Source organism: Arthrobacter sp. NicSoilB8, assembly GCF_019977355.1.
Taxonomy (GTDB): Bacteria; Actinomycetota; Actinomycetes; order Actinomycetales; family Micrococcaceae; genus Arthrobacter.
Map to the genome: position 1 here is coordinate 3,580,312 of NZ_AP024655.1, position 17,773 is coordinate 3,598,084.

19 protein-coding genes and 1 tRNA gene are annotated in these 17,773 nt (G+C 68.0%); 6 read left to right on the plus strand and 14 right to left on the minus strand.

Annotated elements, in window-relative coordinates; genetic code table 11:
• Positions 1–27 precede the first annotated feature (27 nt).
• Complete coding sequence (locus LDO15_RS16095; protein ID WP_223980085.1) at positions 28–999, minus strand: BadF/BadG/BcrA/BcrD ATPase family protein; 972 nt, start codon at positions 997–999, stop codon at positions 28–30.
• Between the two features lie 127 nt (positions 1,000–1,126).
• Positions 1,127–2,185 (minus strand): LysR family transcriptional regulator, encoded by a 1,059-nt coding sequence (locus tag LDO15_RS16100; protein ID WP_223980086.1) that lies wholly within the window; start codon positions 2,183–2,185, stop codon positions 1,127–1,129.
• Between the two features lie 93 nt (positions 2,186–2,278).
• Between LDO15_RS16100 and LDO15_RS16105 the strand changes: the two genes are divergently transcribed.
• Positions 2,279–3,634 (plus strand): MFS transporter, encoded by a 1,356-nt coding sequence (locus LDO15_RS16105; RefSeq protein WP_223980088.1) that lies wholly within the window; start codon positions 2,279–2,281, stop codon positions 3,632–3,634.
• Between the two features lie 16 nt (positions 3,635–3,650).
• Here the strand turns inward: LDO15_RS16105 and LDO15_RS16110 are convergent, their stop codons facing one another.
• Positions 3,651–4,814 carry a PLP-dependent aspartate aminotransferase family protein gene (locus LDO15_RS16110; RefSeq protein WP_223980090.1) on the minus strand — a complete coding sequence of 388 codons (1,164 nt, stop codon included), beginning with the start codon at positions 4,812–4,814 and terminating at the stop codon, positions 3,651–3,653.
• A gap of 133 nt (positions 4,815–4,947) precedes the next feature.
• On the opposite strand from LDO15_RS16110, the gene LDO15_RS16115 reads away from it, so the two are divergent.
• Entirely contained in the window at positions 4,948–5,445 is a 498-nt protein-coding gene (locus tag LDO15_RS16115) for an Lrp/AsnC family transcriptional regulator (protein ID WP_223980092.1), read from the plus strand.
• A gap of 120 nt (positions 5,446–5,565) precedes the next feature.
• Here the strand turns inward: LDO15_RS16115 and LDO15_RS16120 are convergent, their stop codons facing one another.
• Positions 5,566–6,807, minus strand: coding sequence for an MFS transporter (locus LDO15_RS16120; RefSeq protein ID WP_223980094.1), 1,242 nt, complete (start codon positions 6,805–6,807; stop codon positions 5,566–5,568).
• Positions 6,808–6,983: 176 nt separating this feature from the next.
• Between LDO15_RS16120 and LDO15_RS16125 the strand changes: the two genes are divergently transcribed.
• Complete coding sequence (locus LDO15_RS16125) at positions 6,984–7,523, plus strand: Lrp/AsnC family transcriptional regulator (protein ID WP_223980096.1); 540 nt, start codon at positions 6,984–6,986, stop codon at positions 7,521–7,523.
• A gap of 7 nt (positions 7,524–7,530) precedes the next feature.
• Positions 7,531–8,526, plus strand: a complete 996-nt coding sequence (gene corA, locus LDO15_RS16130; RefSeq protein ID WP_223980097.1) for a magnesium/cobalt transporter CorA — start codon at positions 7,531–7,533, stop codon at positions 8,524–8,526.
• On the opposite strand, the gene LDO15_RS16135 is transcribed toward corA, so the two are convergent.
• The 10 genes from LDO15_RS16135 to galU form a co-directional block, all read right to left on the minus strand.
• Positions 8,523–8,846 (minus strand): hypothetical protein, encoded by a 324-nt coding sequence (locus LDO15_RS16135; protein WP_223980098.1) that lies wholly within the window; start codon positions 8,844–8,846, stop codon positions 8,523–8,525. The genes corA and LDO15_RS16135 overlap by 4 nt on opposite strands.
• A 161-nt stretch (positions 8,847–9,007) precedes the next feature.
• Positions 9,008–9,745, minus strand: a complete 738-nt coding sequence (locus tag LDO15_RS16140; protein ID WP_223980099.1) for a hypothetical protein — start codon at positions 9,743–9,745, stop codon at positions 9,008–9,010.
• Between the two features lie 166 nt (positions 9,746–9,911).
• Entirely contained in the window at positions 9,912–11,504 is a 1,593-nt protein-coding gene (locus LDO15_RS16145; protein WP_223980100.1) for an ABC-F family ATP-binding cassette domain-containing protein, read from the minus strand.
• Positions 11,501–11,971, minus strand: coding sequence for a GatB/YqeY domain-containing protein (locus LDO15_RS16150; protein WP_223980101.1), 471 nt, complete (start codon positions 11,969–11,971; stop codon positions 11,501–11,503). The genes LDO15_RS16145 and LDO15_RS16150 overlap by 4 nt, the downstream gene beginning before the upstream one ends.
• A gap of 25 nt (positions 11,972–11,996) precedes the next feature.
• Positions 11,997–12,368 (minus strand): hypothetical protein, encoded by a 372-nt coding sequence (locus tag LDO15_RS16155; protein WP_223980102.1) that lies wholly within the window; start codon positions 12,366–12,368, stop codon positions 11,997–11,999.
• 164 nt (positions 12,369–12,532) lie between these two features.
• Positions 12,533–12,605: transfer RNA gene (locus LDO15_RS16160), tRNA-Ala, on the minus strand.
• Positions 12,606–12,651: 46 nt separating this feature from the next.
• The gene (locus tag LDO15_RS16165; RefSeq protein WP_223980104.1) at positions 12,652–13,464 is read right to left on the minus strand and encodes an NAD(P)H-binding protein; all 813 of its coding nucleotides are present in this window, start codon (positions 13,462–13,464) and stop codon (positions 12,652–12,654) included.
• Positions 13,465–13,575: 111 nt separating this feature from the next.
• Positions 13,576–14,379, minus strand: coding sequence for a hypothetical protein (locus LDO15_RS16170; RefSeq protein WP_346655964.1), 804 nt, complete (start codon positions 14,377–14,379; stop codon positions 13,576–13,578).
• A gap of 319 nt (positions 14,380–14,698) precedes the next feature.
• Entirely contained in the window at positions 14,699–15,319 is a 621-nt protein-coding gene (locus LDO15_RS16175; RefSeq protein WP_223980106.1) for a GNAT family protein, read from the minus strand.
• A 5-nt stretch (positions 15,320–15,324) separates the two neighbouring features.
• Complete coding sequence (gene galU, locus LDO15_RS16180; RefSeq protein WP_223980108.1) at positions 15,325–16,242, minus strand: UTP--glucose-1-phosphate uridylyltransferase GalU; 918 nt, start codon at positions 16,240–16,242, stop codon at positions 15,325–15,327.
• 105 nt (positions 16,243–16,347) lie between these two features.
• Here galU and LDO15_RS16185 point away from each other — a divergent pair, with 105 nt between their 5' ends.
• Positions 16,348–17,007 (plus strand): 5-formyltetrahydrofolate cyclo-ligase, encoded by a 660-nt coding sequence (locus tag LDO15_RS16185; protein ID WP_223980109.1) that lies wholly within the window; start codon positions 16,348–16,350, stop codon positions 17,005–17,007.
• A 140-nt stretch (positions 17,008–17,147) separates the two neighbouring features.
• Positions 17,148–17,408 (plus strand): FmdB family zinc ribbon protein, encoded by a 261-nt coding sequence (locus tag LDO15_RS16190; RefSeq protein WP_223980111.1) that lies wholly within the window; start codon positions 17,148–17,150, stop codon positions 17,406–17,408.
• The last annotated feature ends 365 nt before the right edge of the window (positions 17,409–17,773 follow it).

Genomic DNA, 17,773 nt, shown 5'->3' on the forward strand with positions numbered 1-17,773 from the left:
GCGTAGTAGCCGCGGGAATTGCTCCGGCTACTCCTGCTCGGCGACGAGCTGGAGCACCCCGAAGACGGGTTCCTGCTGCAGGACCCGGACGTCGGTAATCCCGGCGGCGGCCAGTGCAGTGCGGAACGACTCCTGCAGGCGCGGCACGTTCATGCCGAGCCCGCTCCCCAGGATGACCGGGCCCTCGATGCCGAGCTGCCGGACGGTCTGCTCGGCCAGTGCGGCGAGGTCGCGCCCGGCCTGGTCCACGAGAGCCTGGCTGGGTGCATGGCCGGCGGCTGCGGCCTCCACCACGAGCCGGGCCTGCTGGGCCCAGAAGCGGCGTCCGGTCTCGGGCGAGTGGAACAGCGCGATCAGCTTGTTCGGGTGGTCCACCCCGCAGGACGCCAGGAGGGCCTTGGTGAGCTCGTCCGGTTCCAGCCCCTGGTTCATCCGGCGCAGGCTGTGGCGGACGGCCTCCCGGCCCAGCCAGTAACCGCTGCCTTCGTCGCCGAGCAGGTAGCCCCAGCCGCCGGCCCGGGCTTCCTCGCCGCGGCCGTTCCTGCCCCACGCGGCCGAGCCGGTGCCGGCGATCACGGCGACGCCGGTGCTGGCGCCACCAGCCGCGAGCAGCAGCCGGGAGTCATGGACCACGGTGATCCGGGCGCCGGGCACGTGCGGGGCAATCAGCGCGGCGAGCGCCGCGGCGTCGTCGTCGGTGTCGATGCCGCCGGCTCCGGCGTAGACTTGGGCGATTTCTCCCCCGCCGATCCGTGCAAAGAGTTCGGCCAGGTTGAAGGCGGCTGCCTCGGGGCTGACGTTCTGGACATTGGCGCTGCCGACCGATTCGTCGGCCACGGGCGTGCCGTCCTCGAACCGGACTCCCCGGGTTTTGGTGCCGCCGATGTCCAGCCCGATCACGGCACCCTTCGCCGAAGGGGCTGCGTCCGCCGCCGGGGAAGTTGACGTGGTGGAAGATGGAACGGAGTCCGCCGCCGGCGGGTTGTCAGTGTTAGTCACTCGAACAGAGTACTGAATCGCTGCAAGGCGCATAACGTCGAATTCGCTGGAAACCCCTGGGGGACGCCGAAAATTTACGGCGTCCCCGGCATCTTCCCGCTGTTTCGACGAACCCAATGGCCCCGGATCAACCTCCCGAGCGTTCGCGCACGAAACCCGCCAGGAGGGCCGGCCCGTCGCGCAGCACGAGTTCGCGGAACAACCGCACGGGGTCGGGCTCGGCATCGGCGCCGCCCCTCCGTTCCCGCCAGGCGAGGCCGATCTCGCGGAACGCGAGGGCCGAATCCAGGGGGATCTCCACCCACCCGGGCCCGCCGTCGTCGGGTCCGGCGCCCTGCGGCCGGTGGTGGCCGGCCCGTGCGGCTTTGCCCGGCGCGGCTTTGCCGGGTGCTGAGCCGCCCGGTGCGGAGCCGCCCGGCGCGGAGCCGCCCGGCGGCAGGATGCTGACACCAAGGCCGGCCGACACAAGTCCGCGGACAGTATGCGAGTCCTGGCTTTCGAAGGCAATGCGGGGGCGGAATCCTGCCTCGCGGAACAGCGCGTCGGTGAGCGAGCGCATGCCGTAACCGGGTCCCATCGCCACGAACGGCTCCTGCCGGATGTCGGCAACCCGGGCCCGACGGCGGCCGGCCAGGGGATGCCGGTGATGCACCACCAGGCGCAGCGGTTCCCGGTACAGGGCGGCGGAGCCGATGGTCCGTCCCGGTGTGGCCACGGGTGCCGTGAGCGCCAGGTCCGCGGAGCCGGCGGCGAGTTCCGCAAGGCAGCCGTCCCGGGCGCCCTGGCTGAGGTCAAAGGCCGTCTGCGGGTAGCGGCTCCGGAACGCGCTGATGAGCAGCGGCAGCATCGCCTCGCCGAACGTGTGCTGGAAAGACACAGAGATCCGGCCGCGAACCACTTCCGACTCGTGCCGGACAATATCCAGCCCTGCCTGGAATTCGGCCAGTGCGGCCTCAATGTGGGGCAGGAGCGCCTTCGCCGCCGGAGTCAGCCGCACGCCGCGGCCGTTCCGGATCACCAGCTCCGTCCCCACGATGGCACTGGCCCGCGCAATCGCCCGGCTCACCGTCGACTGCGGCAGGCCCAGGAGCTCGGCGGTCTCGGTGATGTGCTCCGTGCGCCCGAGTTCTGCCAGCAACGGCAGGAGGGGCAGCAGCTGCACCAGCTGCTTGTGTTCCACGTCCATATGCCCCCTGACCCCACACCGTTCCAGATTTGCTATCTATTCTATGGAAATCATGCATTGGAAGCATTCCTCGGCGGGTTCTACCCTGAGGGCATGCCACGCTCTTCCATGCCCGTAGACCCCGGTCCCGGTCCCGTGTCCGTTCCTGCAGCCGGTCCTGCAGTCAGGGCTGCCGTGTGGGCGGGCCATCCGAAAGGGTCCGAGGCCTACCGCCGGATCCTCGCTGGGCTCGCCTTTGCCGGCGTCGCAACCTTCGCCCAGCTTTACTCCACCCAGGCAGTGCTGCCCATCCTGGCGGCGGATCTGAAGGTTTCCGCCGCCGAGGCGGCGCTGACGATCTCGCTGGCGACCGTGGGCCTGGCCGTGACGGTGCTCCCGTGGTCCTTCCTGGCCGACAGGATCGGCCGCGTCAGGGCGATGATGTGGGGCATATCGGCGGCCACGGTCCTGGGTCTGCTGGTCCCCCTGGCGTACAGCTTCCCCATGCTGCTGTGCCTGCGGATGCTGGAGGGCATGGCTTTGGGCGGCATCCCGGCGATCGCGATCGCGTACCTTAACGAGGAAGTCGACAGGGCCCACGCCGCACTCGCAGCCGGAAGCTATGTCGCCGGGACCACCCTGGGCGGGCTGGCCGGCCGGCTCGTCGCCGGACCGGCTGGCGAACTGTGGGGTTGGCGTGCCGCGGCCCTGGCCGTCTCCGTGCTGGCCACCGCTGCGGCGCTGCTGTTCCTCGTGCTTGTGCCGCGGGCGCGGGGGTTCACGGCAGCGGCGGCGGGCGGCTTCCGCGCGGGCCTGCGGACGCTGTCCGGCCATACCCGCAATCCCCGGCTGCTGGCCCTGTACGTCCAGGCGTTCCTGCTGATGGGCGGCTTCGTGGCCGTGTACAACTACCTCGGATTCCGGCTCTCCGGGGAGCCCTTCAGCCTGCCCGCCACCACGATCAGCCTGATCTTCCTGGCCTACCTTTCCGGCACGGTCTCGGCGCGCTGGGCGGCAGGACTGACGTTGCGGTTCGGCCGGCGGACCGTGCTGCTCGCCGGCACCGTACTGATGGCGGGCGGCCTGGCCTTGACGCTGACACAGCTGCTGGTCCTGATCCTGACGGGACTGCTGCTGTTCACCGGCGGTTTCTTCGCGGCACACAGCATCGGTTCGGGCTGGACCGGGCTGATCGCCACGACAGGCCGGGCGCAGGCCGCCTCGCTGTACAACCTCGCCTATTACCTCGGTTCCAGCGTGCTCGGCTGGGCCGGCGGTCTGGTCTTCCAGGGACTGGGCTGGACGGCCCTTGCCCTGACGGTCATCGGGCTGGCCGGCGCGACGGCGGTGATCACCGCCGTCGCGCATCCGGCGTCGGCGCCCGCAACCGGAACCGGAACCGCAGTCGCAGCCGGAACCGCAGCGGAATCCACCCCGGCCGCCGCCCCCAGAGCCAAAGGACGCCGCTGAGCACCGGGCCCGCGGACTACCGGGTGGCCTCGATCGCCTGCACGAGATCGGCGACGATATCGGCCGGATCCTCCAGCCCCACCGAGATCCGCAGCAGGCTCGCGTGCGGCTTGGCCGAGGCTTCGACCGGCCGGTGGGTAAGTCCGGCCGGGTGCTGGATGAGGGTGTCGATCCCGCCGAGGGAAACGGCGTGCGTGATCATGCCGACGGCGGCGGGGATCCGTTCGGCGTGCTCGGCGCTGGCGAGCTCGAAGGCCATGAGCGATCCGGGCCCGGACATCTGCGTGCCGATGAGGCCTTGCGGATCGCATTCGGCCAGTCCGGGGTAGAAGACCCGTTTCACGAGCCCGTGCCCGGCCAGCGCAACCGCAACCTTTTCTGCGGTGGCCTGTTGCGCGCGGACCCGAACGGGGAGTGTCGCGAGCCCGCGGTGCAGCAGATAGGCCGGCCAGGGGGTCAGGATTCCGCCGGTCACGGCCCGGATCTGGCGCAGGCGCACCGCCCATTCCGGGGCCGTGGCCACCACGCCGCCCATGGCGTCGCCGTGGCCGCCCAGGAACTTCGTGGCGCTGTGCAGCACCATGGCGGCACCGTATTTGAATGGCTGCTGCAACACCGGGCTGGCGAACGTGTTGTCCACCAAAAGGGGCACGCCGTCGGCGTCGGCAGCCACCTGGGCGATGTCGACGAGCTCCAGGGTCGGGTTGGCCGGCGTTTCCAGGATCACGAGGCCCGTATCCGGCCGGAGGGCCCCGCGGAGGCCCTCCGGCGTCGTGAAGGTGACCTCGTTGCCCAGGACACCTGAGGCGAGCAAGTAGTCGCTGCCGCCGTACAGGGGCCGCACAGCCACGACATGCTTCTTGCCCGCCGCCACCACGGCGAGAAGCACTGCGCTCAGCGCCGCCATTCCGGTGGCAAAGGCAACCGACTCGGGGGCCCCTTCCAGTACGGCGACGCCCTCCTCAAAGCGTGCCACGGTCGGATTCCACAGCCGCTGATAGACAGTGCTTTGGCCTGCCACGTGCGGTCCCCCGGTGGCCATGTGCTCGTAGGCCAGCCCGCCGTCGTGCACGGAGGGAAGGGGCGCGGTCGTGGACAGGTCGATGGGCACCGCGTGAACCCCCAGTTCCGTGAGCCCGTCCCGGCCTGCGTGTACCGCCAGTGAATCTTGAGAGAGCACCCTAACTCCTTACGAATATTCGCCATTGAATTCCGCAAGTATCTGGCAATAATTCGAGGTTTTGTAGGGGTCCTGAATGGAACGGTCGGATTGTGCCGTTTATGATGAACTGACAACACCACAAGGAGGATCCGTGAGCAGCAGTGCGAAGAATGTTCGGCCGGGAACCAGCGAGCCGCTGGACGCGATCGACGAGCGCCTGCTCGCGGCCCTCGTCGCGGATGCCCGGATCTCGAACAAACAGCTGGCAGAGCTCGTGGGGATCGCCCCGTCGACGGCGCTGATGCGCACCCGTGCCTTGTCAGAACGCGGCATCATCGAAGGCTTCGAGGCGAAACTGAGCCTTTCCGCGATCGGCCGCTCCGTCCAGGCCCTCATCGCCGTCCGGCTCCGGGCCCACGACCGCGAGCAGATCGACCGGTTCACCGCCCGGGTCCCCAAGCTCCCGGCAGTGCTCTCCACTTTCCATACCTCCGGGTCGGTGGACTACCTGCTTCACATCGCCGTGGCAACCACCGAGGACCTCCGCGACTGGGTACTGGACAATCTGGCCACCGACCCCGTGGTGGGCCACACGGAAACCACACTGGTCTTCGATCACATCCAGGGCAACCACGGCCCGCTGCCGTAAAGATTCCGCTTGCCAACCGGGCCCTGCATAATCGGCCGCTGGCTCACCAGGCGGGTTCCGGCGGTCTCAGTCGGCGGTTTCGCCTACAAGGCCCGGCAGCAGATCAGGCCCGGCGCCAGGTCAGGCCCGGCGGCGCAGCGCGGTCCGCAACGTAATGGCCGCGAGGGTCAGCGCGGCGGCGGCACAGACCGTGACGAAACCTGCGACGGCGGCCTGCAGCCCGACGATGCCGGCCGCCAGCCCCAGCCCGATCACCGGAAGGGCGCTGCCGAGGTACGTGATGACGTAGACGGTGCTGATGATCTGGGCGTGCCGGGCTGCCTCCACCTTGCCGGCGACATCGTTGAAGACGGTCCGGAAGGCCACGCCCTGTCCGACGCCGGCCGCGATGCTGGCCAGAATCAGCAGCCACGGGCTGCCCCAGGCGGCGGCCCCGGCGATCAGCAGGACTGAGACGCCCAGGACCGCCAGGCCGGCAGGCACGGCAAACCGTCCCCGGACGGCCAGCAGCTGGCTCAGGGCCGAGGAGCCCAGCGTCAGCCCGGCCAGCAGGCCGATCAGCGGCCGCGAATCGGCGTGGACAATCTGGGCAAAATAGCCGGGCGCGAGCGAGAGGCAGAAGCCAAAGACCGTGAAGCTCAGGAAGCCTACGGACGAGGCCAGCCAGAAGGCGCCGCGAGCGTCACTGGAGACGGACGGCCGCCGCGGCGCCAGGACGCGCAGCGGCTGCGGACCGGCATGCAGGCTGATGGCGGGCCTGGCCTTGAGCAGGTAGAGCGGCACCAGCACGGCCGCGAGGACCACCGAGTGCAGGTAGTACGGCGTCGAGGTCGGGCCGGGCAGTAGCGAGAGCATTCCGCCGATCGCAGGGCCGGCGGCCACTCCCCCGGCCGAGGCCAGCAGCGTGAACCGGGAGGCCCACTCCGGCCGGCTGGGCAGGAGTTCGCGCAGGGCCGCCGAGCTGGCGCCGGTGGCGAGCGCCACGGCGACGCCCTGCAGCGCGCGCCCGGCGGAGAGTGCCACGAGGCTGTCCGCGGTGGCGAAGACGAAGCCGCCGGCCAGGCCCACCAGAACCGCCAGCACCAGGGCGGCACGGCGCCCGATGTGGTCGGACCAGTGGCCGGCCAGCACCAGGGTGGCAACGAGCGCCAGGACATAGGCCGAGAACGCCACCGTAACGTCAAGCGCCGTAATCCCGAGTTTTGCCTGCAGCAGGGGGTACAACGGCGTCGCCAGATTCGCGCCGACGAGCAATGTGAAGATCACGACTCCGGCCATCACGAGACGCGCGGTGGTGGACGCGTCCCAGCCCCGGCGGTCAGCTGTGGCCGGTCGCATGCGGAGTTCACTCAAGACAGTCATGGGCGTGCCCTTGCAAAGTGCAGGGCCTGGCTTTCCCTGTTGTGGGGGAAGCGCCCGGCCCGGTCGAAGATTGGTATCTACAGAATGCAATACCAGTGATCTGCATGGGCAAGTTCTGTGTCAAAATTGAGCAAAACAGTCATTCTAGGGCTGCTGAAGTGAACCGGAGTGATGATTTGAACAGTCTGGACCCCACCGACCTCAAGATCCTGCTGGAGTTGATCCGGGATCCGCGGATCCAGATCGGCGAGCTGAGTGATGCCCTGGGCATCGCACGGAACACCGCCCAGTCACGCGTGCGGCGCATGCTGCGCTCGGGCATACTGCACGACGGCGGCCGCGAAATTGATCTGGAGGCGGTGGGTTACGACGTCGTGGCGTTCGTGACGATCGAGGTCAACCACCGGGAGCTCGACGGCGTCGTGGGGGCCCTGCGCCTGATCGCCCAGGTCCTGGAAGTCCATGAGATCTCCGGACGCGGCGACGTCTGGTGCCGCGTCGTGGCGACGGATACCCACAACCTCCAGGCGGCCCTCCGGTCGATCCTTCGGATCAAGGGGGTCATCCGCACTGAAACAGTGCTGGCTCTGCATACCCATATCCCCTACCGCACCGAGCCGCTCATCAGCCGGCTTGCCCAGGGCAACTCGCTCGCCCCCGGCCGGACCGCATCGCGCCGGGCCGGTTCCGCCGAACATCAGGCGAACACTGGATAATGTCCCGGTGACTATCATCGACAACGCCGTCTACGTTGACGGCATCCGCAGAGTCGAGCCGCGAAACCTTGAACAGACCTTCGAGGCCCTGAACGAGCACGGCGGCATGGCCTGGATTGGCCTCTACCGGCCCACGCCGGACGAAATGGCTGCCGTCGCGGCGGAATTCGGCCTGCACGCGCTGGCGGTGGAGGACGCAATTTCAGCCCATCAGCGCCCCAAACTGGAACGCTACGACGACAACCTGTTCACCGTGCTCCGCCCCGCCCGCTATCTGGATGAAACCGAGACAGTGGAGTTCGGCGAGCTGCACGTCTTCACGGGCCGGAATTTCGTGGTCACTGTCCGGCACGCCGAGACGGGGGTGGTGGGCCAGGTCCGGCGCCGGCTCGAGCGCCGCCCGGACCTGCTGTCCCACGGCCCCGAGGCCGTCCTGTATGCCCTCATGGACCAAGTGGTGGATGATTACAGCCCCGTGGTGGCCGGGCTGGAAAACGACATCGACGAGATCGAGGACCAGCTCTTCAGCGGCGACCCGCTGGTGTCCCGGCGCATCTACGAACTCGCCCGCGAGGTCATCCATTTCCAGCGCGCCATTCATCCCCTCCCGGCAATGATGCAACAGCTCCGGCGCGGCTTCGAGAAGTACCAGGTGGACATCGAACTGCAGCACAGCCTCCGCGACGTCGAGGACCATGTGGAGCGGCTGATTTCCCGCGCCGATTCATTCCGCGACCTGCTGCAGAACGCGCTCACCCTGGACGGGACCCTCACCGCCAACCGCCAGAACGAGGCCAGCGCCGAACAGAATGAGCAGGTCAAAAAGATCTCCTCCTGGGCCGCCATCTTCTTCGCACCGACCTTCGTGGCCGGACTCTACGGCATGAACTTCGACCACATGCCGGAGCTGCACTGGACGTTGGGCTATCCGATGGCAGTCGCGCTCATGGCCGGCACGGCGGCGCTCATGTACGCGATCTTCAAGAAGAAGGGCTGGCTCTAGCCGGATGAGCGCCGGTTCCGGGCCTGGGCCACGAGCCGGCGGAAGGCCAGGATAAAGACCACCTCTATCAGCACCATGAGCCCGAGCAGGAGCCACTTCCCGCTGGCGATGAAGACGATGGCCCCGGTGAGGACCAGAATGCTTCCGAGCGCCAGTGAGTAGACGGCAAAGCCAAAGGCAACCCGGGCGCTGCGGACGCCCGTCCGGAAACCAAAGCCTTGAGGTTCCCCTCCGGGGTAGCCGGCAACGCGGTCCGGGCCAGCGGGCTTGAGGCTGTCAAACTCTTCCCACGGGTCGCGGTCCTGCTGCTGGTCGGTCATACATCCATTATCCCGCGGCCCGGGCTCCTACGCGGCTGCCGGTCCGCCGCGGCGTTTCCCGCCGCGGCGCTTTGCGCCGTCACGACGGCGGCCAGACGGCGGCGACCAGACAACGGCGGCCCGGACCACTGGTCCGGGCCGCCGTTTCAGTGCTGTTCGGGCTAATCGTCGTGCCGGTGTTCGGAGTCGTGTGCTTGGCCGGCGGCGCGGTGCCCGCCGGACTTGCCGGCGTGATCGCCCCGGTCCTCGACGTCGCCGCGGTGTTCGGAGGCGTTGGCCTGGCCAGCGGCGCGGTGATCTTCAGCGTTCTGGTGCGCCCATCCGCTGTTGCCGGTCCCTTCGTGGGACCCCTCGGATTCCGGCGCCTCGGCCGAATCCTGACCATCGTCTTCGGCGGGCGCCGAGGGAGCATCCGATGCCGGGGCGGCCGGCGCCTCGGGCGTGGCGGGAACCGGCACATCGGGAGTAGCCGGGGCCGGAGCACTCGACCCCTGCTCATCCAAGCCCTGGGACGTGCCCTGGTCGTCGGCTGTCTGGCCGTCGGCCGTCTGATCCTCGGCCTCCGGGGTCTCCGACCCTGCCGGATCGGCGGACTCCTGGTCGCCGGACTCGGTATCGCCGGACGTCTGGTCCTCGGCTTCCGGGGTCTCCGACCCGGCCGGATCGGCAGGCTCGGCGGATTCCTGATCGTCAGCTGCCGGCGTCTCCGTCTCGATCGGGTCAGCCGGCTCAGACGTCTCAGGGCTGGTCGACGTCGTGCTCGACGTCGGGTCTGCCGGGAGACCGGAGGTGACGGTAGCGGCTGCCGCTCCTGCCCCGCCGGTGACGACGACGGATGCCACTACCACTGCTTTGCCGGTGGTGCCCAGCGCACCAAGCCAGCCGAAGATTCCTGCCATGGGAGATTCCTTTCAACGCGGAGAGTGAGACCACCGCCGTCCCCCATCGGCAGCCACCGCCACGTTACCGGGAGGAACCCGGCACTTCCCGGCCGTTCGCCTGCATCTGGCACATCTTGTGCCAATGCTGAGCCAACGTTGCGCCCGCGTTCATCTCCATGTTCCGTTAAGCGGCCCGGACGTCGATTTCTCCGGGTTCCGAGCCGTCGCTGCCAAAGACCAGCTGCCGGTTCGCAATCTTCTCGCTGAAGAAGCGGTCGTGGCTGACCACGACCACCGCCCCCGGGAAGTGCAGCAGCGCCCGCTCCATCACCTGGGTGCTGGACATGTCGAGGTGGTTGGTGGGTTCGTCCAGAAGCAGCACCGAGGCTCCCGAGAGCAGGCACTGAGCCATGGCGACGCGTGCTTTCTGTCCGCCCGAGAGGTTCCCGATCTTCTGTTTGAGGTCGGCCTCGGAGAACTGGAACATCGCGAGGAACCTGTTGACGGACTTCTTCGTGGCGCTGAAGGCCAGGCTGTCCGGCAGCGCGTTGACCGCGTGCGAAACGGTATCGGCGTCGTCGAGCTCTTCCAGCATTTTGTTGTACGAAACAAAGCCGGGCCCCTTGGCCCAGACCACATCACCGCAATCTGCCGGCTCCTCGCCGGCCAGAACCTTCAACAGGGTGGACTTGCCGCTGCCGTTGGAGCCCAAGACCACAATCCTGTTGCCGCGGCGGACCTCGAAGCTCAGGTCCTCGAAGAGCACTTTTTCGCCATAGGTCTTGCCCAGCCTGTCCACCCGGCAGAGGACATCCTTCACGTGCAGGCCGCCGTAGATCTCCGTGACGATCTGGTCGACGGGCCGGGGCGTGCGCGCCTTCTTGATCTTGGCCAGCTGGTTCCCCAGCCCGCGGCTGGCGGCCTTGGCGGCTTCGCGGCGGTCGGCGATGCCCTCGGCTTCGAAGGCCAGGAGTTCGGATTCGTGGACGAACTGCGCCTCGAGCGTCTTGAGCCGGAACTGCTTTTGGACAACGTATTCGGCGAAATTTCCCGGGTACTCATGGAGGTGAAAGTTCTCCACCTCGATGATCCTTGTGACCACCGCGTCGAGGAACTTCCGGTCGTGGGAGACGATGATCGCGGCACCGCGGTAGTCGCGGAACCAGCTTTCAAGCCATTCGACGCCGGCCACGTCGAGGTAGTTGGTGGGTTCGTCCAGGAGCAGTACGTCCGGGCCCTCCAACAGGATCTTGGCGAGGGCGGCACGGTTGCGCCAGCCCCCGGACAGTTCGTCGATCGCGCATGTCCGGTGGGCCTCGCTGAACCCCAGCGTGGTCAGGACGGTATCGATGCGGCGGGTGTAGTCCCACCCGTCGAGACGGTCCATGTCCTCAAACAGCTCGGCCTGACGCCGGATCAGCCGGTCCAGCTCGGCGCCGGCAGGGTCGGCGGCAATAGCGGCGTCGATGGCCGCCAGCTCGGCCTCGGCAGCCTTGATCTCGACGAACAAGCCGTCAAGCACCTCAAGGATGGTCACCTCGCCGTCCAGTTCGGAGAACTGGGAGAAGTACCCCACCTTGGTTCCCTGCTCCACGGTGACCGTTCCGGTATCCGGGGAGACCTGGTCCAGGACCAGTTTGAGGATGGTGGTTTTCCCGGAGCCGTTCTTGCCGATCAGGCCGACCCGGTCGCCGGGCTCCAGACGGAAGAATGCCTCGCGGAGGATTTGTGTGTTCTCGAAGCGGACGCCGACGTCGTGCAGCCGGATCAGGCTCATTGCTGCGCGAGACGGTTGCGCACGATTTCGCTGACGGCCTTGCCGTCAAAACGACCGGCCACCTTGGCGGTGACTGGTTTCATCACGGCCCCCAGCTGACGCAGGGACAGCTCGACGCCGTCGGCCTTGAGCGCCTCAATGGCCTCGTCCACGATTGCCTCGACCTCGGCCGCCGTGAGTGCCTTGGGGAGGTAGGCCTCGATCACCTCGGCTTCGGCGATCTCGGCGGCGGCGCGCTCGGCTTCGCCGGCTTCAGTGTAGATGCGGGCCGTGTCGCGGCGCTTGGCCGCTTCCTTTTGCAGGAGGGAGGTCACCTGCGTGTCGTCCAGCACGATCGGGGTCTTGCCGGATTTTTCCCGGGTCTCGATCTCGCCCAGGACGTTGCGCACGGTGGTGAGGGCAACCTTGTTGCGGTCCTTCATGTGGCTCACGACGTCGGCGTGCAGGCGTTCTTTCAGGGTGGTCATTGTTCTCCTCGTGTCACTAATAAGGCTAACGGCAGAACCCGTTGGCCCCGATCACCGAGAGAATCCGCCGGGCGTCCTCGTCCGGGACGTTCTGGACGCGGGCGCTGCTGAACTCCGCCTTTGCGGCGGCGATCAACTGGTCCTCCGACGATTGCCCCAGCAGGCGGCCGCACAGACGGCGGGCCTTGTCGACTGCCTGGTCATCCTGCAGGCCGGGGTTGATCTTGGCGAGCGCGGCCAGGAGCGCGTCCTGTTCGGCCGGATCCAGGTCGGGAAGCGAAGCCGCCAGACCGGGGGACGGGCTGTCGGCGGGCGGCTCGGGGCTCAGTGAGGCGGAGCAGCCGGCGGTCAGCAGTAGCGTCGAGAGGGCAAGGGTGATCGCGGTGGTGCTTTTCATGGTCTGTGGCCTTGTCTGCCCTGGATGTCGGGGCTGGACGTGTGCACTGGACGCATGCACTGGATTCGGCGCTGGCGTCGCTGCCGCGGAACGGTCGGTTCACGGGCCCGCCGCGTGAGGCGAGATTCCGCAGGGCCGTCCGTCACCGGCCCACCCATCAATTGTGGAGCTAAGGAGATTCGAACTCCTGACCTCTTCGATGCGAACGAAGCGCTCTACCAACTGAGCTATAGCCCCGAAGCAACGCCGGTCCTGACGGAACGGCGTTGCCGGTGTCCCTAGGCTACAAACTATCTGCGTTGTTTTCCAGCCAGCCACGGAATGTCTCGTTGCCGTGTCGCGCCTCCGGCACCACGTTGAGCCCCGCCCGCAGGTAGCGGCCCATCGGCCCCGGCAGCGGCAAACGCACCAAACGCCCCTTCGCACCGGTGGCCTGTTGCCACTCCCGGGCAAAGTCGGCCATGTCCTTGGCCTCGGGGCCGCCGAAGGTCAGCACGCGGTGGCTCGGACCCTCAGCAGGAAACGGGGACGGTTCCAGGGCGGCTTCCAGAAGCATGGCGGCCACGTCTCCCGGCGAGACGGGCTGGAACCTGGCGCCTCGCACCACCGGGACGATCCGCACCTTCGCGCCGGCCCGGAACATCATCGCCAGCAACGAGTGAAACTGGGTGGCCCGGACCACCACCGTCTCCAGCCCGGACAGCTCGTAGACATGCTCCTTGGCCGCCTTGGACCGGTAGAAGGCATAGTCGCTGCGATCGCAGTTCACGATCGACAACATCACGGCCCTGGCCGTGCCGGCGTCCTGGGCGGCGGCCAGTAGCCGCGCACCGCCGTCGGCGAAGTCCTTGCGCGCCTTCCCCGAGCGCCCCTCCAGGCAGTCAATCACGACGTCGGCTCCGGCCACGGCGGCCGCGATCCCCTCCCCCGTCGTCACGTCAGCGCGGAAGTATTCCGCGCCCCCGATCCTGCCGGCGGAACCGGAGGGCGGCGGATTGCGGCTGAGAACGGCCACGGCGTGCCCGGCGTCGAGGGCCCGGCGCACCACTTCGCTGCCTGCTTGGCCTGTTCCGCCGGCTACACAGATCCTTGTCATGACCCGAGGCTACCGCAGCGGTCGCCGACGGAGACGTGACGGGGACAAAGGAAACCCCGGGCGGCCGTTACAGGCTGCCCGGGGCGAAGACCGCACAATGCGTGCCAGATGTCAGGCGCGGCGCCGCTGGAGGACGTCGTCGAGGTTGCTCAAGGCGCTCTGGGCCTTGCTGAGCGGCTTCCCCTCCGCATCGTCCGCGGGCCGCGGATCGGACGAGGCCGGCCGCGACGAGGCCTGCTTGAGCGACGGCTTGCCGACAGCTTTCGGCGCCTCCGGAAGGTCGAGCGGCATGGGCGCCGCGCGTTCGGCCTTGGGTGCTTCCACGTAGGTGGGCTTGGGAACGTCAACCGGCTCCCAGCTGGTGCCCTCTGCCGGTGCCACCGGCCCGGCAGCCGCCGCTGCCTTGTCTCCGGAGGCTGCGGCCTCGGCCAGGGCGGCCTGGCGGAGATCCAGTGCGGTGAGAGGCGCCGGCGCTGGTTCCGGGCTAGCTCGGTCCGCTTCGGCGTCGAAGAGCGGGCTTTCCGGCCGCGCACCGGGCCGGTCGGCAGGAACGGTGCGGACCTGTTCCGGCGCTGCGGGCCGCGCGGTACGGTGGTCCGGACCGCCCATGGCGGCCCGGAACGCGGCGTGCATCTTACGCCGCCGGTCGCGGACAGCGAGGCGCCGGAGCAGTGCCACGGCCGCGACGGTGCCGAGCAGGGCGGTCACCGGGAGCCAGCCGGACCCGATGCCGAACAGTCGAAGGCCCGCGGACACGACTCCCGTGAGCAAGGCGAGCAGCCCGGCCAGCGCAACCACCAGCCGCCCCCAGCGGATCCTGAAGGCCGGGGAAGCGGCGGCGATCGGGCTTGCCGCCGGCGTCGGCCGGGGCCCTGCGGTGCCGCCGGCAGGTTCCTCGCGCTGGTTGCTGATCATGGGTTTCTCCTGGTGCGCCGCCATTTTCATAACCTTCCCCGCTTGTGGGTCTGCCGGTTCAATGTCGATGACATCCGCCAGGAATTCTCCTGCAGGCTGCAGCTGGTGGCGCCCGTTCCGGAGAACGTAGGGTGCCACCCACACAATCCAGAGCGCAACAGCAATGACAAGGATCACAGAGCTGCTAAGAGGGAAGTCCACACTCAAAACCGTATGAGGTATATGGGGCGCTGCGCCGCATTGTCAGGGGTGTGTCGCACGCGCGACGCCAATTGGCCGGAGCCGGGGCGTTGTCGCTGGTCAGCCGGTCATCAGGGGCTCAGGCCGGGCGGCTTCGCAACCACCGTGCAAGAAGACCTTCCGGCACTTCCTCCGCCGTGAGCGCAAAGGTGCGGTGGTCTGCCCATTCACCGTTGATGTGCAGGAACCGGGGCCGGAATCCCTCGTCGCGAAACCCGAGTTTCTCCACCACCCGCAGGCTCGGTCCGTTCTCCGGCCGGATGTTGATCTCCATGCGGTGCAGGCCGAGCGTGCCGAAGCAATAATCCGTTGCCATGGCCACCGCTGTGGGGGCGATCCCCCGCCCGGCCCGGTCCTTGTCGACCCAATAGCCAAGAGTCGCCATCATGGCCGATCCCCACACGATCGAGGATACGGTCAGCTGCCCGACCATCACCGGTTTCTCGTGTCCGGGCCGCCATTCGGCGATCACGAAGGGCAGCGCCGTTCCCTGCGCCGCCTGGGACTTCAGCGACCGCACCATCTGCCGGTAATCCGGCAGACCGCCGCCGGGGACCGGGTTTGATGCCTCCCAGGGGGCCAGCCACTCGCAGTTGCGGGACCGAAGCTCGGTCCACTCCTTGCGGTCCCGGTACCGGATCGGGCGCAACACAATATCGCCACTCTCCAGGGTCACCGGCCAGGTGAAACTGCCCCCCACGGGAGTTACTTGGCGAGGCTGGGGGCCAGGGTGGACGCGAAACCGGGCAGCCATTCGCGCAGGCCCGGGCCGAGGTCCTCGCTGTCGCAGGCGAGCTGGACACAGGCCTTGAGGTAGCTGAGCTTGTCGCCGGTGTCGTAGCGGCGGCCCCGGAAGATGACCCCGTAAACGCCGTAGCCCTCTCCGGTGCCGGCCGAAAGTTCCTGCAGCGCGTCCGTGAGCTGGATTTCTCCGCCGCGGCCGGGAGCGGTGCGCTCGAGCACTTCAAAGACAGCCGGGTGCAACACGTAGCGGCCAATCACGGCGAGGTTCGACGGAGCGTCCTCGACGTCGGGCTTCTCCACGAGCTGCTTGATGCGGACGTACTCCTCGCCGCCGATTGCTTCGACGTCGGCGCAGCCGTAGGCGCTGATCTGGGACGGGTCCACCTCGATCAGCGCGACGACCGACCCGCCGGTCTTGGCCTGGACTTCGATCATGGTGCTCAGCAGCTCATCGCGGGCGTCAATGAGGTCATCGCCCAGGAGAACCGCGAACGGCTCGTACCCGACGTGCTGCTTGGCCCGGAGGACAGCGTGGCCGAGGCCCATCGGATCGCCCTGGCGGACGTAGTGGATGTCGCCGAGGTTACTGGCGGCCTGGATGGACTCGAGCTTAGCGGTGTCGCCCTTCGCCTCCAAGGTGGACTCCAGCGCCGGAACGCGGTCAAAGTGGTCCTCCAACGCACGCTTGTTGCGCCCCGTGATCATCAGGATGTCGTTCAGGCCGACATTCACGGCTTCCTCAACGACGTACTGGATGGCCGGTTTGTCAACGACAGGCAGCATTTCCTTGGGCATGGCCTTCGTGGCGGGAAGGAACCTGGTACCAAGGCCCGCGGCGGGGATGACGGCCTTGCGGACGGAAGCGTTGGGTGTATTCACTCGACTAATCTAACGGAGGGACCAATCATTGCGTAATTATTCGCACCGCCCCGCGGGCCCTCTGCCGGTGTGGTGCGGGCTGCACGAGGAGGAGAACGGGCCAGCATGGCGTCAAAAGACGAAATACGCTCCAGCCACAGGGCCAGGCGTGCCGCACTCACGCCGGCCGCACTCGATGCAGCCGCGGGAGGTATCGCCCGCCACGGGCTCCGGTGGGCATCCGGGCTGGCCGGCGGCCGCCCGGCCACTTTCGCCGCATATCTCGGCGTGGGCTCCGAGCCTCCCACGCTGCCGCTGTTGTCGGCCCTGGTCGGGGCCGGGCACCGGGTGCTGCTTCCGGTCTGCGAACCCCATCTGGAACTGAGCTGGGTGTATTGGACGCCGGAGTCCGGGTTTGTCCGCAGCCGCTTCGCCCCCATCCAGGAACCTGTCGGAGAGCGCTACGGCACCTCAGTGATGCGGGACGCTACCGCGATTTTCCTCCCTGCCACAGCCCTGGATTTCTCGGGCAACCGCATCGGGCAAGGCGGCGGCTACTACGACAAGTTCCTCGCGGCATTGGCCGCCCTGACAGCCGCGTCCACTGAGGCGTCCCCGGTAGCGTCCGCCGTGGCATCCCCCGAAGAGTCCAGCTCTGTTGCGTTGCCGACTGCCGCCGTCGTCTACGACACGGAGGTGCTGCCCGCGGGCAGCATTCCCGCCGAGTCGTTTGACCGGAAAGTCGACGCGGCACTGACTCCGGGCGGGATCATCCGGCTCGGCTGAAAGGGGTTCCGGCCGGGGTGATAGAATTAGCACTCAGGCCCTGCGACTGCTAAGGACGGATCCGGTCGGTAGTGATTATCGACAGTGATCCCGCCCCTGCAGCACGGGACCTGCTCGTTTGTCCCAGAGGAGGATTTCCAGTGCCCACGTATGCATACGCCTGCAAGGACTGCAGCCACGCCTTCGAGATTGTGCAGTCGTTCACCGACAGCTCCCTGACGTCCTGCCCCGAGTGCCAGGGCACGCTGCGCAAAAAGTTCAACAGCGTCGGCGTGGTGTTCAAGGGCTCCGGTTTCTACCGGAACGATTCGCGCGACACCAAGGGCAGCACGGTTTCCCCGGCTCCGGCCGCGCCAGCAGCCGCGCCCACGCCGGCGCCCGCAGCCGCAACCGCCAGCTAAAGGGTCAGCCAGAGGGCCGCCTGGGCCAGCCGGGCTACACGTCCGTGCTGTCCGTTGCCCGCATGCCGTTATCCACATACGCGGTTCTGCGTCTGCCGCGCACATGCGTTGCTCCGTAGCGTGGCGGCATGGCACTTTTCCTGAACCCGGCTTCCCCGACTTCGTTCTTGCGCGCATTCGTGCGTGCGTTTTTGTGTCCGCTATTGCTGTTTCGGGGGCTGCAGCCAGCGGTTTCCGGCCGCTGGGCGCGCACCGGGATCCGCACCCCCGGATTTCCTCGCATCACATCGTCCGCGGCCGGCCGCTCCTCCGGAAGCCGGACCGGCCCCGGGAAGCCGCGGCCGCCCCGCAGTCACCCGAGGCAG